28 protein-coding genes and 1 other RNA gene are annotated in these 22,736 nt (G+C 46.2%); 10 read left to right on the top strand and 19 right to left on the bottom strand.

All coding sequences use genetic code 11. The features are described 5' to 3' along the window. Positions 1 to 459 precede the first annotated feature (459 nt). From LBPC_RS05255 to LBPC_RS05230, 6 genes are all read left to right on the top strand, one after another. Positions 460 to 780, top strand: a complete 321-nt coding sequence (locus LBPC_RS05255) for a DUF898 family protein (protein WP_003594064.1) — start codon at positions 460 to 462, stop codon at positions 778 to 780. Between the two features lie 31 nt (positions 781 to 811). Next, entirely contained in the window at positions 812 to 1,603 is a 792-nt protein-coding gene (locus LBPC_RS05250) for an SGNH/GDSL hydrolase family protein (RefSeq protein WP_003594062.1), read from the top strand. A gap of 3 nt (positions 1,604 to 1,606) precedes the next feature. Beyond that, positions 1,607 to 2,803: a zinc-ribbon domain-containing protein gene (locus LBPC_RS05245; RefSeq protein ID WP_003578549.1), complete on the top strand. Its 1,197-nt coding sequence runs from the start codon at positions 1,607 to 1,609 to the stop codon at positions 2,801 to 2,803. Between the two features lie 135 nt (positions 2,804 to 2,938). Continuing rightward, complete coding sequence (locus tag LBPC_RS16955; protein WP_003564455.1) at positions 2,939 to 3,115, top strand: hypothetical protein; 177 nt, start codon at positions 2,939 to 2,941, stop codon at positions 3,113 to 3,115. Between the two features lie 134 nt (positions 3,116 to 3,249). Further along, entirely contained in the window at positions 3,250 to 4,557 is a 1,308-nt protein-coding gene (locus tag LBPC_RS05235; protein ID WP_003564452.1) for a Y-family DNA polymerase, read from the top strand. Further along, positions 4,550 to 4,870: a hypothetical protein gene (locus LBPC_RS05230; RefSeq protein ID WP_003594059.1), complete on the top strand. Its 321-nt coding sequence runs from the start codon at positions 4,550 to 4,552 to the stop codon at positions 4,868 to 4,870. The genes LBPC_RS05235 and LBPC_RS05230 overlap by 8 nt, the downstream gene beginning before the upstream one ends. A gap of 80 nt (positions 4,871 to 4,950) precedes the next feature. Here LBPC_RS05230 and LBPC_RS05225 read toward each other — a convergent pair whose 3' ends face one another. Next, complete coding sequence (locus LBPC_RS05225) at positions 4,951 to 5,454, bottom strand: hypothetical protein (protein WP_003564448.1); 504 nt, start codon at positions 5,452 to 5,454, stop codon at positions 4,951 to 4,953. 24 nt (positions 5,455 to 5,478) lie between these two features. Continuing rightward, a complete protein-coding gene (locus tag LBPC_RS05220) occupies positions 5,479 to 5,913 on the bottom strand; it encodes an ACT domain-containing protein (protein WP_003564445.1) in 435 nt (144 codons plus the stop codon). A 448-nt stretch (positions 5,914 to 6,361) separates the two neighbouring features. Here LBPC_RS05220 and LBPC_RS05215 point away from each other — a divergent pair, with 448 nt between their 5' ends. Beyond that, positions 6,362 to 6,571: a hypothetical protein gene (locus tag LBPC_RS05215; RefSeq protein WP_003578542.1), complete on the top strand. Its 210-nt coding sequence runs from the start codon at positions 6,362 to 6,364 to the stop codon at positions 6,569 to 6,571. Between the two features lie 62 nt (positions 6,572 to 6,633). Here LBPC_RS05215 and LBPC_RS05210 read toward each other — a convergent pair whose 3' ends face one another. The 4 genes from LBPC_RS05210 to LBPC_RS05195 form a co-directional block, all read right to left on the bottom strand. Next, positions 6,634 to 7,167: a GNAT family N-acetyltransferase gene (locus LBPC_RS05210; RefSeq protein ID WP_003578540.1), complete on the bottom strand. Its 534-nt coding sequence runs from the start codon at positions 7,165 to 7,167 to the stop codon at positions 6,634 to 6,636. A gap of 268 nt (positions 7,168 to 7,435) precedes the next feature. Next, entirely contained in the window at positions 7,436 to 8,911 is a 1,476-nt protein-coding gene (locus LBPC_RS05205) for a sensor histidine kinase (RefSeq protein ID WP_003564439.1), read from the bottom strand. Continuing rightward, positions 8,908 to 9,636, bottom strand: coding sequence for a response regulator transcription factor (locus LBPC_RS05200; protein WP_003564436.1), 729 nt, complete (start codon positions 9,634 to 9,636; stop codon positions 8,908 to 8,910). The genes LBPC_RS05205 and LBPC_RS05200 overlap by 4 nt, the downstream gene beginning before the upstream one ends. A gap of 15 nt (positions 9,637 to 9,651) precedes the next feature. Next, positions 9,652 to 10,047 (bottom strand): SdpI family protein, encoded by a 396-nt coding sequence (locus LBPC_RS05195; RefSeq protein WP_003584155.1) that lies wholly within the window; start codon positions 10,045 to 10,047, stop codon positions 9,652 to 9,654. 109 nt (positions 10,048 to 10,156) lie between these two features. Between LBPC_RS05195 and ssrA the strand changes: the two genes are divergently transcribed. The 3 genes from ssrA to LBPC_RS17380 all read left to right on the top strand — a co-directional run bounded on the left by ssrA (position 10,157) and on the right by LBPC_RS17380 (position 11,153). After that, positions 10,157 to 10,520, top strand: a transfer-messenger RNA (tmRNA) gene (gene ssrA / locus LBPC_RS14825). 186 nt (positions 10,521 to 10,706) lie between these two features. Continuing rightward, entirely contained in the window at positions 10,707 to 11,015 is a 309-nt protein-coding gene (locus tag LBPC_RS05190; RefSeq protein WP_016365474.1) for a hypothetical protein, read from the top strand. Between the two features lie 15 nt (positions 11,016 to 11,030). Further along, positions 11,031 to 11,153, top strand: a complete 123-nt coding sequence (locus tag LBPC_RS17380) for a hypothetical protein (RefSeq protein WP_003564429.1) — start codon at positions 11,031 to 11,033, stop codon at positions 11,151 to 11,153. Positions 11,154 to 11,285: 132 nt separating this feature from the next. On the opposite strand, the gene LBPC_RS05180 is transcribed toward LBPC_RS17380, so the two are convergent. The 13 genes from LBPC_RS05180 to LBPC_RS05125 all read right to left on the bottom strand — a co-directional run bounded on the left by LBPC_RS05180 (position 11,286) and on the right by LBPC_RS05125 (position 22,572). After that, on the bottom strand, positions 11,286 to 13,577 hold the full coding sequence (locus tag LBPC_RS05180) for an alpha-galactosidase (protein ID WP_003661263.1): 2,292 nt from the start codon (positions 13,575 to 13,577) through the stop codon (positions 11,286 to 11,288). 276 nt (positions 13,578 to 13,853) lie between these two features. After that, on the bottom strand, positions 13,854 to 14,723 hold the full coding sequence (locus tag LBPC_RS05175; RefSeq protein WP_003564424.1) for a lysophospholipid acyltransferase family protein: 870 nt from the start codon (positions 14,721 to 14,723) through the stop codon (positions 13,854 to 13,856). Next, positions 14,720 to 15,676, bottom strand: a complete 957-nt coding sequence (locus LBPC_RS05170) for a glycosyltransferase family 8 protein (protein ID WP_003594030.1) — start codon at positions 15,674 to 15,676, stop codon at positions 14,720 to 14,722. Before LBPC_RS05170 ends, LBPC_RS05175 begins: the two co-directional genes overlap by 4 nt. Then, entirely contained in the window at positions 15,677 to 16,516 is an 840-nt protein-coding gene (locus tag LBPC_RS05165; RefSeq protein ID WP_003594027.1) for a glycosyltransferase family 8 protein, read from the bottom strand. Continuing rightward, the gene (locus LBPC_RS05160) at positions 16,513 to 17,277 is read right to left on the bottom strand and encodes a lysophospholipid acyltransferase family protein (RefSeq protein ID WP_003661265.1); all 765 of its coding nucleotides are present in this window, start codon (positions 17,275 to 17,277) and stop codon (positions 16,513 to 16,515) included. The genes LBPC_RS05165 and LBPC_RS05160 overlap by 4 nt, the downstream gene beginning before the upstream one ends. Before the next feature lie 199 nt (positions 17,278 to 17,476). Continuing rightward, the gene (locus tag LBPC_RS05155; RefSeq protein ID WP_003564416.1) at positions 17,477 to 18,865 is read right to left on the bottom strand and encodes an amino acid permease; all 1,389 of its coding nucleotides are present in this window, start codon (positions 18,863 to 18,865) and stop codon (positions 17,477 to 17,479) included. 138 nt (positions 18,866 to 19,003) lie between these two features. Then, entirely contained in the window at positions 19,004 to 19,462 is a 459-nt protein-coding gene (locus tag LBPC_RS05150; protein WP_003594024.1) for a hypothetical protein, read from the bottom strand. Positions 19,463 to 19,680: 218 nt separating this feature from the next. Further along, the gene (locus LBPC_RS05145; RefSeq protein WP_016365476.1) at positions 19,681 to 20,691 is read right to left on the bottom strand and encodes a class I SAM-dependent methyltransferase; all 1,011 of its coding nucleotides are present in this window, start codon (positions 20,689 to 20,691) and stop codon (positions 19,681 to 19,683) included. 102 nt (positions 20,692 to 20,793) lie between these two features. Next, positions 20,794 to 21,126: a hypothetical protein gene (locus LBPC_RS05140; protein WP_003661268.1), complete on the bottom strand. Its 333-nt coding sequence runs from the start codon at positions 21,124 to 21,126 to the stop codon at positions 20,794 to 20,796. Then, a complete protein-coding gene (locus LBPC_RS05135; protein ID WP_003661269.1) occupies positions 21,110 to 21,571 on the bottom strand; it encodes a type II secretion system protein in 462 nt (153 codons plus the stop codon). The genes LBPC_RS05140 and LBPC_RS05135 overlap by 17 nt, the downstream gene beginning before the upstream one ends. Further along, positions 21,531 to 21,767, bottom strand: a complete 237-nt coding sequence (locus LBPC_RS15325; protein ID WP_003594020.1) for a hypothetical protein — start codon at positions 21,765 to 21,767, stop codon at positions 21,531 to 21,533. The genes LBPC_RS05135 and LBPC_RS15325 overlap by 41 nt, the downstream gene beginning before the upstream one ends. Before the next feature lie 44 nt (positions 21,768 to 21,811). Beyond that, the gene (locus LBPC_RS05130; protein WP_003594019.1) at positions 21,812 to 22,252 is read right to left on the bottom strand and encodes a hypothetical protein; all 441 of its coding nucleotides are present in this window, start codon (positions 22,250 to 22,252) and stop codon (positions 21,812 to 21,814) included. Continuing rightward, positions 22,249 to 22,572 (bottom strand): type II secretion system protein, encoded by a 324-nt coding sequence (locus tag LBPC_RS05125; RefSeq protein ID WP_016365478.1) that lies wholly within the window; start codon positions 22,570 to 22,572, stop codon positions 22,249 to 22,251. The genes LBPC_RS05130 and LBPC_RS05125 overlap by 4 nt, the downstream gene beginning before the upstream one ends. Between the last annotated feature and the right edge of the window lie 164 nt (positions 22,573 to 22,736).

Here is a 22,736-nt window from a genome sequence, read left to right as displayed (position 1 = left end):
AATCGTCCTTTCAGAAAAACCAAGTGAAAAATTCCTTGACCTATTGTACCAAATTTTGGGAGGGAGCGTGAGCGAGTGGTCAATCATGACCTCTTTAAAATCAGATGTACAAGGTTTCTCGTCCTATCTGACGTGAGTCTTCACCTGTGGTCCGAGCTGGCTCCGCGGCGATTGGGCTGGAACGTGGTGGGCACAGCTTTGAACCCGCAAAGTGCGCGGTTTCAAAGTCTGGCCTTGTTCTAAAACGGGAAGCCCACCCGTTTAAGAACAATGTCACCACTGAGCCCATCGCCGCTCCGCCAGCTCTCTCTTTCTATTCAAATGGCAGTAAAACGCATTGCCACCGGTCTCTGTTGTGGCTGTAGGCAATAAATCAAAGGCTACAATTCAAGCATCCTCCTCCACCCTGCCTATCAGTTCTGCTACACTAGAGAAAACAAGTTGGAGGCAGCAACGATTATGGAGACGAAATATGGGCGGCACTCTTTTTTTGATGGTGGCTTGTTGGCTTATGTCGGCTGGACGATTCTTGGCACTTTGATCACGATTTTTACACTAGGCATTTGTTATCCATGGTCTTTGACCATGCTATATGGTTGGAAAATCAATCATACCGTGATTGAGGGTCATCGGATGCACTTTTTTGGGTCGGCCGTGAGCTTGTTCGGCAATTGGATTAAATGGTTGTTGCTGACAATTATCACGTTGGGGATCTATGGCTTCTGGGTTTTTATTAAATTAGAAGACTGGAAAGCTAAGAACACGCGGTTTGTTAGCTGACGCATCGTGATTGCATTGGAGAAGGCATGTTATGAAAAAGTTTTGGTTGGGTTTTGGTCTTTTATTGCTCATTTTAGCAGCTGGCTGCGGGGTACAACATAAAGTGGCTAAATCGAGCAGTTCAGCGGCTTCGCTTCGCAGCCGCAAGTCGCCTAGTTCGCGATCCTCAGCTGCGATTAAGCAGACAAGCATGCTCGCCCGGCTGAAGGCAAAATCACAAACGACGCTCGTGTATGCACCGTTTGGCGACAGCCTCTCTGTTGGTTTGTTTGCGGATAGTAAAACAAGCCGGTTTACCACCCTTTTTGCTGACCAATTACACCGTTTGACTGACAAGACGGTGACAGAGGAAGGGATTGCAGAGGTGGGAAAAACCGCGACTAATCTTGGTGTCCCTGCTCTGCCAGCGTTGATTGCCCAGCATCCTGATTTGATTACCATCGAGTTTGGGACGAACGATGCGGTTGGCGGCGCCACACCAACGGCGCTGGCTGATTACCGCCAGGCGTTGACAACCATCGTGGCAACCTTGCAGAAGCAAACAACAGCCGAGTTGATCCTTATGACGACCTGGTCGCCAAACCATGGTCCTTATGCCGCCGCCGATTTGCAATTTGATGCTGTGGTCAAACAAATCGGTCAAACTTATCACGTTCCAGTTGCCGATCTGGCGACCATCTGGCAAAACCATGATGACGTCACAGGCCCTGCCGGTACAGCCATCACCGACTTCGCTGGTAACGGTCCGCGCGATACTTTTCACCCCAACCAGCGCGGTCATGATCAGATTGCTGCCTTACTCAAGAAAACTTTGGAGGAATAACTTATGCAAGATGTTTTAAAATTTTGTCCCAACTGCGGTCAACCAATTAAACCAACTGACGACTTTTGTCCTAACTGCGGGTTTGATTTGCGGAAAGCCCGACTTGAAGCCCAATCAACCCAAGAACCAGCATCGACGTCTCCTGCCGAGGCACCAAAAGCAACTCAGTCTGCGACAGTTGCTGCTTCAACCCAGCCAGCGCAGCAACAAGTACATAAACGCCGGCGCTGGCCATGGATCGTTGTTGGTGCGGTTGTCGTTCTTTTAGGTGCGGCTTATCTCGGCGGATCAATGTACTATGGTCAAAATCGACAAGTCGCTGAGTTGGCTGATGAAATGACTAGTGGAGATGCCGATGACATGGCTGAAGTTGCCATTGCAAACGATGGCACACCATTGACTGAAAGTGATCTTAAGCCGCTCGCCCGTTTGACTAAGAATCGGCTTTATCGCAGCACCTTGCGAACCATGATCATGGACAAGCAAACCAATGGCATGGTTCAGGTCGTCAAACAAGGCAGTTACCTGCTACTTTTCCCGAAATACAAGGTTAAGCTTGGTACCGCCAACGTCACAGTCAAAACCAACCTTGACGCCGCTGCTTTCACCATGGATGGCAATCAAATTCAACCTGAAAATCGTTCTGGCAGTTATACCATCGCCAGTCAATTACCTGGTCTGTACGCCCTCAAGCTGAGCGGTACGCACGAAGGAAGTACGAAAGACTTCAATCGTGAAGTCATCGTCCCGCTTAAAGGGCAACCGGAAGCACTGACCTTGGATGCCGCAACCGCTGCTAAGACAGTTACACCAACGCATGACGCCACAAGCGGTTCTTCAACATCTGAATCTCATGATGATGACGACGATGATGATTATGATGACAATGGTGTGACCAAAACGAACCGCCAGTATCCTTCTGATGCTTCAAAGCGCAATGATAATCATTCAACGGATGGCGTCGTCGGTCGCTGGGAATCAGGCGACACTGCCACTTTCAACTTCAACAGTGACGGTACTTATACAGCGACCAGCAATGGCACGCCAACAAATGGTAAGTGGGAAGTTGTTTATCGCGATGGCAACATCTTGAATATCAAGTTCACCAAAGATGATGGCAGCAGTGTCGTCGAACCTTTCGCATTGGACGATGGTGATTTGATTGAAACTAATCTGAAGATTAAGTGGGATCGAGACTAATGCTTGACTGAGGTGAACACCCCTTTGTTCAGAAATAAGACTGGTGCGTGCCGCCTTATTTTCTCCCAATTCCGTTATCTAATGGTGTTATACTACATGCTGTCATGTGTTTTTAATTGTTAGGGGGTCGTTGCTATGTTACATTCTGAAAAATGGCGGCCATTGATGGTCACCTTGATCGTGATCGCGGCAATTTTTGCAGCCTTCTTTGTCCTAGAGGCCTTCAGTGGCATGGGAATGGGCTTCTTCCACAGCAATATGATGTCCAACGTCTCTTCATGGGGCAGTCATATCGGCGGTTGCATGCGCTAACCGAAACAATTGCTTAACGTCGATTCAATCAAACCGTTGCGTTTTTTGACGCAGCGGTTTTTTTCTGGGCTGAAATCACGTTATGCTTGCTTATGCAAACGTATGTTCGTATAATAATTGCAGAGGTGATTTTGATGGCCTACGATTATTCCCACGAACCGCATCGAACGGTTTTCCTGATTGACAATAAATCCTTTTACGCTTCAGTTGAAAGCATTGAACGCGGGCTGAACCCTTTAAGAACCCTTCTCGTGGTCATGTCCGAACAAGAGAATACAAATGGCGGCCTCATCTTGGCAACTTCGCCAATGGCCAAAAAAATATATGGCCTTAAAAGTAACGTTAGCCGTCAACGGGACTTGCCTGTGGATAAGCATCTGATCGTGGTACCGCCACGCATGAATCTTTACATCAAAAAGAATCTAGCCATCAATGATATTTTTCGTGAGTTTGTTGCCAATGAAGACTTGTGGCCTTATTCCATTGATGAATCCATTCTCGATTTAACGCACACATGGCGACTCTTTGGCAAAACACCACGTGCAGTTGCGCAATTAATTCAACATACTATTCGGCATCGACTTGGTCTCTACACAACAGTCGGGATCGGTGACAATCCGCTTCAAGCCAAAATTGCGCTGGATGTTTATGCAAAACATGATCCTAATTTGATTGGTCAAATCTCCTATCAAACTGTACCAGATACCATTTGGCAGATCACCAATATGACAGACGTTTGGAGTATCGGTCAACGAACAGCAGCGCATCTCGCACGTATGGGCATCACGACAATGAAACAACTTGCTCACGCAAATCCGTATGCCTTAAAGCAAGAACTGGGCATCATTGGCACGCAGTTATTTGCGCTAGCATGGGGCATTGACCGCACAAAAATCAGCGAACGCGTCATCACCCGCGAACCAAGCATTGGCAACTCACAGGTTCTGCCGCGCGATTATAGCAATCAAGTTGAAATCGAAATCGTTATTAAAGAAATCGGCGAACAGGTTGCCGCACGGTTGCGGCATCATCACAAACGAGCTGGTGAAATTTCCCTAGGTATCGGCTTTTCCTATGCTGAAAGTGAAAAAGACGGGCGTGGCGGGTTTCACCAAACTAAACGAATTTTACCGACGAATCGGGACGGCGATCTTGTTGCCACACTGCAACTGATTTTTCGGCAAAACTGGCATGGTGAGGTCATTCGTAACGTTGCCGTTTATACCGGCCGCTTAGCCCCAGATACCGGCGAACAACTCAATTTCTTTGAGCCGGTTGATCAACAAATTAAAGCAACTAATTTAGAACGCACGCTAGATACTATTCGCGATCGTTTTGGCTTTAAGGGCTTGATCTACGCTAAAAGTGCAATGCATGGCGGAACGGCGATTCAACGGGCATCACTAGTAGGAGGACATAATGGCGGCAATAGCTATGACTAAAGATTTGAAGCTAATGATGGCGCGATTAACCCCCCTTTTCAAACGACGCCGTCAAACACGTTACTGGCTATCACTGGTCAATCAAACCTATACACCGGGATACAATTTTTTCATGAACGTTCAACCTAAGGATCAGCGCCAACGTTCCATTCCCTTACACAGCCTGATCAACTATGATCTGGCAGACTTAGAAACCTTCATTGGCCTGCTTCGTCAGCACACGCAACTCACGATTGAATATGTCGGCTTTGAAGAGATGCGCTGGCCTGAATCAAATCGGGTGATTCAATGGCGGCCGCGGCGTGATGAATAAACGCGTCAATTTCAAAAAGTAGCCAAGAAAAAAGAGCGCTGGCACAGCACTCTTGCGGATGGTATTTTAAATTCGTTTTGTTAATACGCAATTGAGTAGGAATGCCGCTCATCAACCACAAAGGACTCCGCCATTTCAGGGCCGTGCTGAGCAAGAATCTGATCAGCAAGATACGCCTGCAAGTCTTCGTGGAAGTAAGTCTCAAACCCAAACCCCCAGGCTGATAAAAGATGCCGCCCGCGCCGTCGACCCGCACGGAAATTTTCATAAATCGCGTGGTAAATCGTCCGTCCCGTCAACTTGACCGTCACCGGCAATACCACCCGTTCACCATGATGTTGAAAACGAACATTCACTGTTCGGAAAGTCATAAAGCGAATCACCAGCAATAAGCATGGAATCATGATACTGAGACCCACCAAGGCCACAAAAATGATACCGAGTACCAGCCCAACAGCGCTAATTGCCATGGCACCAGAAACGACCACGCTCAACCCAATGACAAACAAAATCAACAGTAGCGCGGGAAATAAAATCACACCGGTCACTAAGACCCAGAGTAATAGTTTAAATGCTATTTTCATACAGCCTCCAAATAATCATGGCGCTCATTCAACAGAAACCAGATGCACATCACTGACACCGCGAATGTCGCCAAGTTTGGTTACAAGATCATCTAACGTTCCCTGCAGTGCCGAAATATCAAATGACATCACAACACTAGCCCAATTATGGATCGGAATATTTTGGTTGATGGTCACGATACTAGCTTGCGCTTGCGACATGGTTGTCAGAACTTCTGATAAAATGCCGCGATCGTGATGCAACATCAACGAGATGACCGCTTTACGCGATGCCATTTCTGGGTCGGGTAAAAAAACATAATCTTTGTATTTATAATAGGTTCCACGGGAAATGCCGACCTGTTTGACGGCCTCGCTCACCTGCTTAACCTCGCCATTTTGGAGAAGTGCGCGCGCCGCTATGACTTTACCGACGACTTCCGGAAGCATCGAACTGTCAACAATATAAAACTGCTTCACGCTAAAACCTCCAAAACGATTGACTAAAACTAAATGTCCTTGAATAATAGACATTCGTTCAGATATGTTCATATTGTAACAGTGATTGTCATTTCTGCAAACCCACTGTCAACTTGTAAAAGGTTTGCAATAAAAAAAGTCAAGCAAAAAGACCGTTTTTACGGTCTTTTAAAAAAATAGCAGCGTTTTTGACCAGATGGATGATGACATTTTGATGAGCCTGAAAGCGTTTAAGTGAAGTGCCTTTAATCTTGATCGTTTTTGCGGTAGGCTAGGACTGTCATTGCGGGGAGTATTAGTTAATTCATACAAAGCGTGCGCGGACACGTTTAGAAACCTGAACATCCGTGACTTGAAGCTTAAATGAATGGGTCTTTGACCAGTTGGGTTTCAAATGTTTATGGACAGGTTTCTGCGCCTGCGAACGCATTTATAAGGGGGCCTTCACATGAAGGTACAGCATACATATCATCCACATCATTTCTCGTGGCATTTTGTGGTAGTCGCGGTCATCGTTGGCTTTGTCGTCTTCATTGAATGCTGGCCGCATGTTAGCGACAATACACTCATGGGAAGTGCTTTAGTCACTGGCGGTCTGTGTATTGGGTCAATCCGCATGGCTCATCATCACGACAAGGATCAGGAAAAACAAAAATAATTAAAAAAGGAGTCGCGTTTTGAACAACGCGACTCCTTTTTTTAATGTGGTGGTCTCAATGATTAATTCGCTACCTGAGTCAAAAAAGGTGCTGGATAATTGACCTTGCCGCGAACACTTGCCAAAACACCAGGCACAAGTTCCTTAATCAAATGGTCTTCAGTGACGACTGGGAAAGGCGGATCGAGTTTGTACTTGGCTGCTTTTTGAAAGCCAAGTCGGCCAAAGAATTGTCGATCGCCGACAACACTGACAAAATCACGCCGCAAATCAGTTGCTCGCATGTCGAGTTCAGTCACAATCGCGACCCCAATGCCACCGCCTTGATATTCAGGGGCAACTGCTAACGGTGCCAGCGCCACCCCTTGCATATGGGCATCTGGCGTAATGCTGGCCGCGGTCATTAGCCCGTAGCCGACCAAATGACCGTCCATCATCGCCACAACTTCAAGGGCTGAATCATAATTAGGATCACGCCGCAGTCCGGCAACTAGCTCTGCCTCACCGTTATAACCGCGATTGCTGGCATTGAATGCTGCATGTAACAAGGCATCTACATCAGCAAAATCATTTTGTTGTATTCGTCGAATGGTCATATGCGTCTCCTTTTAGTTTATTAATTCTATTATACACGTTTCCATGCAAAGCCGTCGTTGTGAGGATTTGGACGCAACCCAGTAGCTAAATTTGTTATATAATTTTGGCTAAGCAGCTAATGCATTGTAAAAGCCCTGCCAGCCATCACACGCGACAAAACTTTTGCTTAACAAAATCAGGCAATTCACGTGAGCGTGATGATCATTTCGAACGGTCCTAATGGCCTTTTTCTGGTGTATCTTGACGCTGCTTGAACTTGTCTCTTCTTCATGATGAGGTCTGCTGATCGGCTCCTGGCTGCTTTTGCTTAGGCGCTGTCGCTTCATCTGGGAAGGTCAACGTAAAGGTTGTACCTTTGCCTAGGGTCGAGTCAACATGAATGGTGCCACCGTGTTGTCCCATTAACTGATGCACAATCGCCATGCCCAAACCGGACTCACCATATTTGGTGTTTTTACGTGATGGATCGGCCTTGTAATACCGCTCCCAAATATTCTTCATCTGATCCTTGGACATACCAATACCAGTATCGCTAATGGCAAATTCAGTCTGATGATACCCCACTTTTGCTTTTATAGTGATTTGACCATTTTTAGTGAATTGGACCGCATTTTGAACAATGTTGAAAAGAATCTGAACGAACCGATCATGATCAGCATATGTCGGCAGATCTGCTGGGGCATCAATTGTGATCTTATCACCAGCCTCTTCGGATTTCTGCGCCAGCTGTTCCGCGATGTTATCAAGATCCGTGCGCGCGTTAAACGTCTGTTTGCTGAGCAAAATTTGATTTGTCCGAATTTTTTCATAATCAAGGTTCTCGTTGACAAGCCGAATCAAGCGGTTCGTTTCGTTCCGCATTAATTCGATACTCTTTCCCTTACTTTCTTCAGGGATGGCATCATAGGCCAAGCCTTCAAGTAAGCCATTGATTGTTGTCAGCGGGGTCCGCATTTCATGAGCCGCATCAGCCATAAACTGCCGGCGCCGATCTTCCTGCCGTTGAATTTCTTGCTGACTAGCTTTTAGTGAGGTCACCATGTCGCGAAAATCATCGGCCAGTTCCGCAACTTCATCATGACTGCGGCTTTTAATTTTTACTTCAACATCATAATTGCCTTCTGCCACTTGATGCGTTGCGCGCCGTAATTGATTAATCCGCCGCACCTGATAGGACGCAATGAAATAACTGATGATGAACGCCGCAAGCGTTGACAGTACGAACGCGATAAGCAAATTATGCTCAGTTTTGCTAATTGAACTTTGAATTTGCTCAACTGGCGCAAAGGCGGCAATCACAAAGAGTAATTTTTCACTCAGAAAAACCGGTTGATAATAGATCGTCATGCTTTGTGCATGGCCGCTGATTGGATTCGTCATCATCTCCGGGACGGCAACAGCCGCCCCTTGCTTTAGCTTTTTCCAATAGCTTGCCTTGATCGCTGGCATCTGACCTTTTTGGGACACAGGATATTTAGCAACGTTATTGGCATCATAAATAACAAAATGCACGTGTTGATCGCTTAAAATCTCTTCAGCATTTTGAATAAATCTGGCATTGATGACGTAAGTATTTTCATCAACCGCATTATTTTTTAAAACATCCGTGTATTGCTCTAACTGTTTAAAGCCATTTTCCCAAACCGTGTTCGTGGTAGACCGAATAAACAGAATCGAGACAATCACTAAGGTCACCATAATGACTGAGAAAAAGCCAATCAGCTGCTGGTAGAGCATTTTCATCGATCAAGCCCCGAATCATCAAACTTGTAGCCGACGCCCCAAACAGTTTGAATAATTTGCGGACCGACTTTTTCGACTTTTTGGCGTAGTTTTTTAATATGGGCATCTACAGTTCGTTCATCACCGTAATACTCATAATCCCAAACCAATTGCAGTAATTGTTCACGTGAGAAAACCTGCTTCGGACTTTTCGACAAGGTATGCAGTAAATCAAATTCCTTTGGTGTTAAGCCTTCAATTTGCTTACCATCCAAATAAGCTTCACGTGTTTTGGTACTGAGCTTGAAGTGATCGGTTTCAACATCAAAACCGTCAGGCGGCTCGCTTGTTGTCTGCTCAGCACCCACTTCGGCGCCTACCTCAGCCCGACGATGTAGGGCCTTAATACGTGCAATCAACGTAATCGGTGAAAATGGCTTGGTAACATAGTCGTCGGCACCGAGTTCCAGTCCCAACACCTGATCACTTTCAGTATCGCGCGCTGTGAGCATAATCAACGGCACAGTTTGACTGATTTTACGAATTTCTTTTGCGACCTGCATGCCGTCCATCTTTGGCAGATTGAGGTCAAGCGTAATAATATCAAAGCTGTCCGGCGCTTCCTTAAACTTAGCAAGACCTTCTTCACCATCATAGGCGTTGACGACTTCCCATTTCTCTTTTTGAAAGAACATCGCCATCATTTCGGCGACACTCGTGTTATCTTCGATCATTAATAATTTCATGATGTACCCCTCATTTCACAGATCTTTAAAGCCTTTTTTGCGTTGCGGTTTCGGTGCATCGTCTGGTGACACGTAGTCATAAGGCAGTGCATCATGGGCTTGCAAATAATGCTTTAACCGCGTCTCGGTATAGACAAATCCTGGCAGAAACAACATGACGGCCAAAAAAAGCCAAACAATAAAGAAATTGTCCCATGCCAGAAAATGGATCAACCAGCCCGCACCGGCTTCAAGTGCGCCTGTGATGATCAATGCTTGGCAAAACCAACGTTGTGCCAAGCGAAAACTTTCGGCATTCACCCCGGCAAGATAGGACGTGTAGCCCCAAAAACCAGATTGATGACGTGGTCGAAAAACAGCAAGAAGGATGCCCATCAGTAATTGCATGCATCCGGCAATAAGTAGAATCATAGACATGCCTCCATAAAAATAGCTTAAATCCGAATTTGATGCCAGTCTAAAACCAAACATTTTGACAAGCTTAATTATACCGTGGTATCATAATGTTTGCACCTTAATCGGGGGTGTAATGGTCTCGACATTGCTTTTCGCACATGCAGTGCACCTCGGAGGCTCGGCTCCGTCATCAACGGAACAGTTAATATAACTGCAAAGAACGAAAATTCTTACGCTTTAGCTGCTTAATAACCAGCTAGCGTGATCCTTCCGACTTCGCTCAAGGGTCGGGTCTGGGTCTCAAATGATTGAGCTACGGTTAATGTTGCCACCTGAGGCATTAACAAGAGACTAGTAGGTTAGCCGCCTTGTGTTAGCCTTGCTGGCTGGCGCGACATCGCGGCGAATTTTAAATAAGTCAGCTATAGGTGTAGAGCTGCATGTAGCAGGGGTGATGGACAGGAGTTCGATTCTCCTCACCTCCATTATGACATTTTCCCTTACTTCTAGTTAGTCCTAAAATGCTGGTACATCAGCGTTTTGGGGCTTTTTATTTTGGGTTGTTTGGAAAATGTGTCCTTGTCGTCACCTAGCAGACAAAAGCTTACCTTCCGTAAGTAAATATTTGCTACAATAGTGCCGTGAGTCTGAAAATGACAAGTAGGAGGAAAATCATGAACGACAAAGTAAAAGCACTTCTCAGCATTTTAGAATCTGCTGGGTTTTCGCACGACGATCTAGCAGGTACTGTTGCCGAACTGAATGACGCCGTTAACGATGGCAAATCAACGTCCATTCAATTGGTCAGTCCCGGCGCAGCTGCGCGTTACATTAAACGGATTAATGACGAAAATGTTTTTACTGCGCGCTTTCGTCATAGCGATGAACCAGATTTATTGAACAATGAATCGAACGATGAACGGATTGAGAATCCTAATCAAGATTCATGCATTGTTGTTAGTTACGATCCTGCCAAACAATAGAAAGGTGTTAATCTCTTGAGCAAAATTTTTTCTCGATCTGTTGGTGTTGTGACACTTGTCGCTGGTGCTGTTGGCATCGTTGCCGGTACCATGAGCTTGGTTACTGGTATTTTGCTGGTAAGCAAGCATCGTGACTAAAAAGGGACAAACAAGTCCGATAGATGAGCTGCAAGTCAAGAACTGATACTTGCAACTCGTTTATCGGGCTTTTTTTACTCATATTCCTGATCTGAACAGCCATTGTCAAACCAAAGCTGTTTGGCAGCACATTTAATAGGCAACTGTTTGCTTGTCGGCATCGGTCTGCTGGCTTTCACTGTGATCCAAACTTGCCACACTATCAAAGGTCAACAGTGCCGATTGATAGTCACCGATTAACTGAGCCTGTGCGCGATTGGCACCATTGAATTGGACTGGTAAGCGCACACCAACGCGCTGGAGGACATCCCCCGAAATTGGGCCTGTGTGCTGATTGACCCAATACGGTGTGTCAGATTTTGCCAATGGTACCTTCATATACTGCACGGTGCGACTGTCTGCATCAGCCAAGACTCGGAAAAAGCCAAGAACAAGGTGCTTGCGATCATGAGCGCTGAGCAACCACGCCACCTGATTCTGACCATTGGACTGTCGCGGTAACAATAGGCTAAAGTCGCCTTTCAGTACTAGCGGTTGTAAAGCGTGGTAATAGGCAATTTGAGCCTTGATCGTAGCCAATGTTCGCGCATCAAGTTTGGTCAGATCCAGTTCATAACCAAGAATCCCAAAGGCCGCCACCCGAAACCGCGTGACCAGCGGCGTTGATCGACCAACCTGTTCATTCGGCACGGCTGTCACATGATTGCTCATGCAGCTCAGTGGATAGGCCAAAGCCGTGCCTGATTGAATGGCGAGGCGTTCGATCGCATCGGAATCATCACTAGTCCAAATTTGCGGGCTGTAGAACAGAATGCCCAGATCAAAGCGGCCACCACCGCCGGCACACCCTTCAATCAATAAATGCGGGAATGCCGTTAGCAGCTTCTGATAGAGCGTGTAAACGCCTTGTACGTAACGATGGAAGAACTCGCCTTGCGGATGACCGATCTTTTCGAGATACGGTGAAAAGGCCTCTGTAATGCTGCGATTAAGATCCCACTTCACATAATCCAAGTTGGTTTCAGTGATGACCTTCTGCATCTGTTCAAAAATATTATTGACGACAGCGGGGTTGCTGAAGTCTAACACATATTGATTACGCGTAATCGAGATACGACCCTTTTTTGGTCGAACGACCCAATTCGGATGGGCTTGGAAGAATTGAGATCGCGGTGAAACCATCTCGGGTTCAAACCAAAGGCCAAACTGCAGGCCCATCGCGTGAATTTCCTGAGCAAAATGGCCGAGACCGTCGGGAAATTTATGCTTATTAGTAAACCAATCACCCAAGGAACTCAAATCATTGTCGCGCGTTCCGAACCAGCCATCATCCAGCACAAAGCAGTCCACACCGACCTGCTTGCCGAGTGCCGCTAACTTGAGCAACTTCTTCTCGTTCAAATCAAAGTAAGTCGCTTCCCAGCTGTTTAAGACGACCGGACGCTGCTTTTGACGCCATTGCGGATCAATAATATGGCGAGCAACAAAACGTTGATTGGCCTGAGCTAAGCCGGCAAGACCACCAGAGCTATAACTAAACACGGTTTCTGGCGTGGTAAAACTGGTTTTTGGATCCAACCGCCAACTAAACGATGCGGGATGAATGCCAGTTAGCAATCGAGTCTGATCCCATTCGTTGACCTCGGTGCTGTCCAGAAAGTTGCCCGAATAAATCAAGTTCGCCCCATAGGTATCGCCTGCTGCAAACGGCTGTCCCGCTGCATGTAAGGCCACAAAAGGATTCTGTTCATGACTGGAGGCACCACGTAGCGATTCAACTGAAAATGTTCCCTGAGTTAACGGTTGCGTTTGAATATGACGCTCCTTCGCCCAATTACCAGATAAATGAACAACGTCATACCGTCCTTGCGGCAAGTTCAAAACGCCACTCAGCATGCGTTGAATCATCACTGGTGCTGCCCCTTGATTGGTTAGTGTGGCGGAACGAACAATTGCCGCACTGTCGGCAAAAATCGTATATTGCAACGTTAACAACAATTGGGCCGTTTTATCTTCAAGATGAATCGTCAGCACATCGGTCAATGCCGGATTGCCGAAACTCGTCGGATGGTGCAAGTCCCGCGTTTTCGTATGCGTCAATTGATCATCTTTAAAAACAAAGTTCGGATAAATTGGCATATCATCTTGGGTCACACTCAGGCTGCCTTGGCGAAAATCACCAGTTCCGTAAACAGGATACTCTTGCTGAGCATCACCCAAGGCAAATTCCTGATCGTCCGAAAAATTGGCCATCCACGCAAACGGACTTGGGCCTTGAGACAAATAGGCTAAGTCGTTCTTAGTTAATGACAAGCGCGGACCAAAATAAAGATGCCCGAGCTGACCATTCGGCAGCAAAGCGTAAATATAACTGATTTGATCGTTGTGAAGATGAAAAGCTTGATTATTTATAACATCTATCAAAGCGTAGCCTCCTTCAAATATAACCTCTTACTTCCGTTATAGCATAACAAGCAAGTTGGTGAAGGACCTGCGCGCCACTGTCAATTGATCACTATGAAGGTTACGGTTGGCATTCACCGCAGCATACCAAGTGGCACTGAGACATTTACTGTCACTTTGGCCTCGGTTATTTAGTCGATCCGTTCATGCTCAAAAAAATCGGCACTTGGCGGACAGATTGTCCAACAAGTGCCGAGCACATTTTCTTTTTAAATGAAATAAAAATTTTTTTGCTAGTTACTGCGGGTCCCAACCAGCTATATCCTGGTCGCTGAATGCATAAGTCAGCGGCTTGCCATAAGCAGCTTCATAAGCCTGCCGCTTTTGAGCATAGTCGCGTTGCATCATTTGAAAACTGTTGTCTCTGACGGATAAGTTGCGATCCGGGTAGATCGGATCAAGTACATGCAGGACATAACTGACCTCGCGTAATTGATCATTCTCACGCGCCTTCAAATCACGAATCTCAGTGAAACACGAGATAATGGGCACCCCGGCCTCAGCCGCATAAAAATATGATCCGCGCTTGGGTGGACGAGGCTTGCGATAATTGAACCACATTTCTTGTTCTGGGTAAATTAACACCCAATGATGCCCAGAAAAGGCCTTCGTTAGCATTTGCATAAATGGTCCGTTAAGAAAACTTGGACGACCGGATAGTGGAATCGTATCGTCATAATTCATGACAAATCCCAGCAACCCTTTCATGGCCAAGTTGGTGTCTTGACTCACGATATACATCCGGTGGCGGCCAGCTAAACGGACAGCTTTGCGAATCGCCATATTTTCAAACGGACTAAAGTGGTTGCTCGTGATGACACCACCGCTTTTAATCGCCCGAATCTTTTCAACCCCAACAACTTCAACATCGCTGGTGACCCTCACTGCATAGGCATTCACCAGCAATCGGCAAATCAAAGTTTTCACTCGGAATGTCCAGCGTTGCCGCTGATGTAAATAATGATCAATAATAGCTGTTTCTTGTGCTTCCGAGAAAGTCGGGTCGTGTTCTTCCACCTTAACGTTGAATGCCTTAGCCGCCACCGCGCGACGAATATTTTCGATCACCGCGGCTCGGTCTGGTCCAACAAACTTGCCGGATTTCATAGCGCCACCTGTTCGCCATGCTTGATTGCGTTCAAGATCGTGTTATCAGTATGGCAAACTTGAACGGCGGTTTTTAGCATCGCCGCCATGCTGTCCCGATCCGATTGTTGATCAGCCGGCGTAAACGCCGCCAACTGCTGCTTCAAATCCGTTTCAAAACCAGATGCTGGCGCATAATGCCAAAAGTTTGCCGCTAACTTAGCATCGCGGTAATGCCATGGCTTGCCAAAAAGATTGTAGTGAATTAACTTGCCGCCTGATTCAGCAGCAGTCGGGACACCTGTTTGCATATTCCAAGTTTTTGGCAGGTACTTGATTCGATGCTGTGCGATCACATTGATGTAATCTTGATCCGCGGCAATCATTGTAAAATGATACGTTTTTAGCAAATGCAGAAACCGGTCGGAGAAATGTTCCTGCCGCATCTGGGCGAGATTCAAAATCAATACCCCGGAATTGATGTATTCACCTGGTTGAACACCAAAATCACGCTGAATGTATTCAATGGTTTCCGGGTATGTCATCATCACCGGATCTGCAACACCAGCGACTAAATTATCGCCTAGGTCAGTCGTAAACAATTCTGCCAAATCACCATCGGCAACCGTATCGGCATCAATATAAATTGCTTTATCATATTGCGGGAACATGTCAGCAATGAATAGCCGGAAATAAATCGTCAACGTCACATAATCGCCGCGCAGTTTATTTGTGTCGCCACTAATCTGCTGCGTGACCGCGTCCATGTCGATAAAATTAATCGTAAAATGCGGCGCTGCTAAAGCCGCAAGCCGCGTCTGATTCTTTTGAAGTAAACCACTGTTAAGAATGTTGATAACGAAATCAGTTTGCGGATCTTTATTCGTTCGAATAGATGTCAAAGCAACAGCCAGACACGGTACGTAACCGTCATCGACAGAAAAGAAAATGGGAACCGTAGTTTGTTGAGGCATTTAAGACACTTCTTTCAATTTTGGGGCCAACTGACGATAATCGTTTAATAGATCATCATATTCATGAAGGCCAAGTTGATGATGAACAGCACTGATTTGCCATGGCTTGACCGTCACAATACGAAACCGCGGCCAGAAACGGAATGAGGTGGTGAAATGTTGGAAGACAGTATCCGTTTCGACTTTATGTTGTTCATTATACTTCCGCGGCAAAATCTGCTTTGACTTTGCAATGATGTTCAGTGCACTTTGGTCTGGCATAAACAGCCAACGATGGCGGATCAGGCGCCGACAGCGAACCAGCAAGCCATCTTGCCGAATGCTAGCAAGGTTCATCAGCAAAACCCCGGAATTAATATAATCAAACCAGGTTAATTTATGATGGAACCACCATTTGCCATAATGATCCAATACACCAGCAATATCGACGTCTTTCATTGGTTCTTGATACAGGTTGCTAAACGATCGACGGCACACAATATCAGTATCAAGATACAACACACGATCTGGCAACTCAGGAATCAAATCAGCATACAAACGCAACATGCAATAAGGGGTAAACATCGTGGTCATGTTTGCTTGCGGCGGATTAGCCATAAATAAATCAGTGATGTCAATCCGCGTCAAGCGGTGCTGCGGATTCTCCTGCCGCATCAAGTCAGCCATGCGCTCAGCCGTCACCGCAGAGAATGGCTGGTAAGCATGGCCATTGACTTTTAGCTTGGCGGTTAACACATAAATATGCAATGGTTGATCGGTATGCCGCATCAATGACAAGGTAGCAATCAAAACGCCATCCGTCATCTTCTCATCACCGCAAAACATGATGTTCATCGTCATGAATCCGCCTCCTCTCGCTGCTGATAGTGAATATACGTTGCCGTACTCAAGGCGGCGCGAGTAGTCATCGCCGTTCGAACTTGCGCCTCTAACTGCTGCTGACGCGCTTTGAGCGGTAACTGTTCATCTGGCCAAAAAGGGCCATCGACATACAAGATCCAGCGTGGCTTTTGCCGCCACCGCCGGGCTTGATAAGTCATTGTGGTTGCAAATACTGGTGCGTTAGTTGTCACCGGATAATGAAAAGCACCATTTTCAAACGGCCGAATGCCGGTATAGTAAGGCCAGACATGGGCTTCAGGATAAATCATGACCACATGTCGTTGTTTGATAACGCGCCGAATGGCTTGAGCAAACGGGCGCAATTGATGTAACTTGCTTGGCACCAGCAAACCGCCACCATAAGGCACGATTCGTCCTAGAATTGGCACGCTTAGATTAGCCGGTGATGCCAACGTAAAAACCCGGCGCGACTGATTCACGCGCATGGGTGTGAAAACATCCCCAAAAGGCTGAGTGTGATTACCATAAACAAAATAACCGCGCCCGGCAGCCTGGCGAAAGGCCTTGCGATTGCGAACATGTAAGACGCTGCGGCAATACCCTTGGGCAAAAAGCCAAGAACCCGCATAAACCAAATTTGCTTTGATCCGGAACCGCCATGAAGGCTCCCAGCGATAATTATCCGGGATCTCGGTTTCTTGATCAGGTGCAGCAACAACATCGTCTGTCAAGTGGCGATATGTCACGACTTTTGCCATTGTCGGCCCCTCTCTCTATAAACCGCCATCATGATGACGGATGCGTGTTGATCTACGAACCATCAATAGCATAACGCGTTGCTAAAGTTAGTCAACCCTAAAATAAATAATTTTGAGTGAACACTCAAAATTATTTTCACTTTTATATGAGTCCTCAAGTATCTTTTCCGTTATTGAAGCGAGTGCTCACTCAATCAGATTAAATACCGTCTTTTGTTTTGTCTTCGTGAGCTTTATGATCAGCGTGCAATCGGCGCAAGGTGAATAACGTCGCAATCCAGATAACCGCAAAGATCAATGCGGACAGCATTGCCCGATCGAAAATCATAATCACAGCAGTCAGCCCTAAAAACGCCAAAATAAGATAATTCGAATAAGGATAAAATGGCATTGGAAAATCCGTTCCGCGCGGATGTTGTTTCTTATAGCGCAAGTGAGCGAGGACAATCATGCCCCAAACAAATAAAAAGCTGATTGTAGCAACACTTGAAACCAGTGCGAAAACAGACTCCGGTAAAAAAAGGTTCAAAATGACAGCCACAGCAATGGCTCCTGTTGAAATCATAATGGCCCGCGCTGGCACTTGTCGCCGAGACAGTTTAGCAGTCCAACGTGCGGACTTGCTTTTACCAGTTAATGTCAGTGAGAAGAGTAATCTGCCAGTGCTGAAAATAGATGAATTGCAGGCAGATGCTGCCGCTGTCAACACAACAAAATTAATAATGTCGGCGGCGGCTGGAATCCCGACATTACGAAAAACCTCGACAAAAGGACTATTAACGGGTGACACATCGCGCCATGGGTAGATGCACATAATGACAAACAATGCGCCAATGTAAAACAGTAAAATCCGCATCGGAATCTCATTGATCGCTTCTGGAATCACTTTATGCGGATCTTTGGTTTCACTAGCAGTCAACCCGACCATTTCGATCCCGACGAAACTAAACACCACCATTTGCAGCGACATTAGAAAACCGCTCATTCCTTTTGGAAAAAAGCCGCCGTCATTAACGAGGTTGCTTAGGCTGGCATAGCCAACAGGCGTTTTATAGTGCACAAACAGCATAAAGACGCCGAGCGCAATTAACCCAATAATGGCCACGATCTTAATCAAGGCAAACCAGAACTCCGCCTCACCAAACAGCCCAACACTAACCAGATTCATTAGCAGCAACACTGCCAGTGCAATCAGGCCCGGCAGCCATTGAGGAACTCCTGGCAACCAGAATCGAATGTAGAGACCGATTGCTGTCACTTCGGCCATGGCGACCGCCACCCAACAAATCCAGTAGGTCCAGCCAGTCACCCAACCAGCATCTTTTCCCATATATTTGCTAATAAAATCAATAAACGTATGTGAATTCACATCGGACATTAGCAATTCACCCAATGCCCGCATAATTAGAAAACAAATCCCACCTGTGATGAGATAAGCTAGTAAGATGGAAGGCCCAGCGGTGTGGATGGATTGGCCAGATCCTAGAAAAAGGCCTGTCCCAATCGTTCCGCCAATCGCAATCAGTTGCACGTGTCGGCTTTTCAAGTGACGCGCTAGTTCGGGCTTGTCATCTTTCTTGGCTTGCATGCTCATCCTCCTATAAACGTGTTAACCCGAAAAAAATCAGGTCATAACAGGTTCTGTCTTTGCAAATGCAGAAATATCCCAGCTCTTTGAATCGTATCAGAAAAAATTATACACCATTTTCAGAAAACGCCCAACTGATCACCCTGTCACGATTTGAATCTGTTCTGGTGGCATTTTATCGACCAAAAAGCTTTGTAGATCTGTTGGCGACTGGCGAAACTGCAGTTTTAAAACCATCACTTGACCGGCTTGCGCCAATAGCAGCGTCCCCCCAGCATTTGCCTGTAAAACAACGCCAGAAAGATTCTGATACAATCGAATGCTACCAAGCCCGCCAATCATCGCAGCATCAGCAAGACCCTTCTGCCAGCAGGCAAAACAGATAAACATAACGACAATAAAGGCGCCGCTGACAAGATCGTCAAAATGTTGACTTTGCTGCAAGGTCAACACCAGAGAAAAGGCTGCCACCGCAAGATACAAAAGAATACGCCAGACTTTTGGTTGCGCATGTATCCGAATTTGAATGATATCAAAGATGGTCACACCAACTGAAATAATTGCAATCAGCAGGTAGGCCACGCTTAATAATGACATATTAATTCTCCTTAAGTTTGATAACCCATTCTAACCGATTCCAGTTTAAAAAGGCAGTGGCGACCGGATCAGTAAAGTCTATTCTAACGTCCTAAATCCTGTGACAGCAGCCATACCGCCTTGCTATCACAAGATGAAAAGTGTTTTGAAATGACAAAAAAAGCTGACAAGACAAGCGTTTGTCAGCTCTCCTTTTTGGTTACTTAAAAATCAATCAATCACGCAATATTAGCAGCTGCCCAATCCTTCACTTTGTCAATAAACGCGGCAAAAGCATCGCGGTCATTTAGATCCGGAAATTGGCCTAACAAGATCTGCTTAGCACGCTTGACATCCGGACTCGGTTTCTGTAAAACCAGCAGGCTCTTCTCCGCCTTTTGGTCAGCAAAGAAATCTTCCGGCAAATTCAATAACCCTTGGAAGTAGGTCGACTTCGCCAGCCAAGCTGTCAGCCCCGCCGCTTCTTCAGAACGGAAAACCTGACTCGGCACATAAAATAAACCCAATCCTCCTGGCTTCAAGACCCGCATACTTTGCTCGATTAACAAATGATGCGCATAAGAATGTCCCTTGGCCGCCGCGGTCTCAAATTGCTTGGCGCGTTCGTCAACCAGGTAGTAACCAACTGGCAAATCAGAAACAACAACATCGATGTCTTTAAACAAAAGATTATCTAAGGCATCCTGATGAAAAAGATCAACATCTAATTGTTGCAACGTACTGCTCATGCCTGCAACTGCTAATAAGGTTTCGTCATTATCAATGCCGTAGCCTTTGACTGCCACCTGACGCGCATTGTGGAGCTGATTCATCACAGCAAATAAAAGATTCCCCGTCCCAACGGCCAGATCGGCGACTTGCATCTTTTTTGGCAGATGTTGCGCAAAAACCGTCACCATAAATGTCGCAAGACTGGCCATGGCATCAGGCGTGACTTGCTTATTGGGTTCAATGCCATCTACCTTGATTGCCTTAACAAGCACTAATTGAATGGCTTGACGAATCTCTTCCGGCTCATAGGTGGCGAGTTTGATCTGATCAAACAACGCTGTTAGCTTCTTTTTAGCTTCATCGTTGGGAACACCGTCTTCTTGCATGACGTTGCCCGACGCAAGATCCTCTCCCGCCTCAATAACAGCAGCAATAAAAGATGTTTTCAATTGTTGATGCAAAATTGTCGTGCTTTCATCCAAAACATTGTACAGCTTCTCTAGATGTTCGTGGGCCAAGATGCTTCCCCCTATCAATACGGTTTCAGGCCTAAAAAACGATGCGTGCAGGCGCTGGTCATCGCCGACACTCCGCTTACCAGTGTACCGATTGAGAAAAGCTTATTCAAGCGCGTGAATCCCTGATCTAGTTGCCTCAAGCTGTTCCTTAGTCGCTTCTTTGGTCTCACCAATCGCTGGCGGCGCTGATCGAATAGCTGATGTATCAGATTCCTTGCCAGCTGAAGTCGAGGAATCAGCCTCGCTTTTCGATTTATCAGATATCTGTTCTCGCCAATGGTTGTATGCCTCCGTAAATTGGCGCTTTTCTACCTGTTCAAGCACCTGATAACTTTCCTGCCAATCACGAAAACGTTGCATCGCGCCAACAGTCAGCATTAGAAGTAAAGCAAACAGTATCAGTGTGTTGATCAAAACACTACCGCGTATCTTCATCGATTTGCACCCCACCGTCAATCTTCTGCGAAGTCGTCAAATACAGACGATAGCGAAAGCCTTGAGCTACCTTGCTAAAATTGACCCCGGTTAGATGCGTAAATAATGGCATATGCCCATTTTCAGATCCCATCACACGAACCATACCGCGAAAATGTTTGGCCTGATAAAAATTGATCGTGTAAGCTTTCTCGGGACTTCTCACCCTTACCGACATTAAGGCCACAGACCGCAACTTGTTATCTCGTACAAACATTTGCAAGTCATGCTCTGCTTGCAATGACGTGATTAGCACATGGTCTTGAAGCGTGAACCGCGTGACATGCAATAAAACCGGTCGCCATAACAGCATGACCGCCGCAAGTAAAATCAGGCTGACCACCACTTCAATTAAAGTAAAGCCTTTAAGGCGTGAACGTATATGTTGATCGACCCTTTTGGGCATGCGCCTTTACCTCCTGCGTATTGACGGTTACTTGCCACACATCAGGTCCGACTTGAACAGTCGTCTCTCCGCCTGGTACTGGCAAATGAACAAGCGCCACCCGTGCCGCATAATAGGCCGTCGTTCGCTGTCTGGATTCAACCACAACTCGGTCATATAACCGCACTAACACCATTAACCAACCAACCGCCAGCAAGAGCACCCCCAGAGCTGCAAGATGTTCAATTAACAAAGAACCTGTTAATGTTTTGGTACTTTTTGGAATAAGAACCGCCCCCATTCAAACTGTAGGGTTATATGCCAGTAATAGCCGTCTTGACTGAGAAAATTTACGCTGCGGTTGCCTTTCAATTTACCTGATGGTTCTCTCGTCGTTTTTGTAGGAATTTTATCGTCATATTTCAAGGATGGCGGAAATGGCAAAATTCGTTTTGAACCATTAAAAAGACTAAATGTCACCTGACGTGCCTCATCATTGACAGACATGGTGCCAATTTTATGCGTGGCATATGCCTTCATCCCTAATAATCCCCATTGTTCCCGCATGGTTTCGAGAAATTTGGTTTCCTGATTTCGGCGAATCACGCTTTGCCCTAAGGGAACGGCCGCCAGTGTCAATCCTGCCAGCACAACCACAACAGCCACCACTTCAAGCATCACAAAGCCACGCAGCCGTTTCATGGAACTTTAAATTTCGGCGGATTGTCACCGCTCATCGTTGCCTTGCCTTTTTCCAAGTCCTTCGCCTGCGCATCGGTAATCACGCCTTCTCTGACTAAATCAGGAATTGTTTTAAGTGATTTCTTGTCAGCATCCGGCTCGTTATAAGCCATTTCAATTTGTGAATTCACAGTTGCCACCGTAGCTTTTAGATTCTGACCTTCAACACGTTTCATTTGCCCTTGAATTGTCAAAACCAAAGCTAACGTCAATAAAATAATGACCCCAAGTGCTGCAATCACTTCAATCAATGTAAAAGCCCGTAATCGTTTGCGTCGCATGGTCATCCTCCGAAAGATTGATAGAGTGGTAAGAGAATTTGCAAATAAACCAGTAAAATTTCGCCACCAATAAGCAAAAACAGCAATGGCTGCACCAAGTTCACCAGTCGTTCTAAACGTTGCTGCAACTGTAAAAATAGTTCCCCAGTTTACAATTCAAGTGC

Origin of the sequence: Lacticaseibacillus paracasei subsp. paracasei (assembly GCF_000829035.1) — a bacterium.
GTDB lineage: Bacteria > Bacillota > Bacilli > Lactobacillales > Lactobacillaceae > Lacticaseibacillus > Lacticaseibacillus paracasei.
This window is presented reverse-complemented; position numbering and strand designations above follow the sequence as displayed.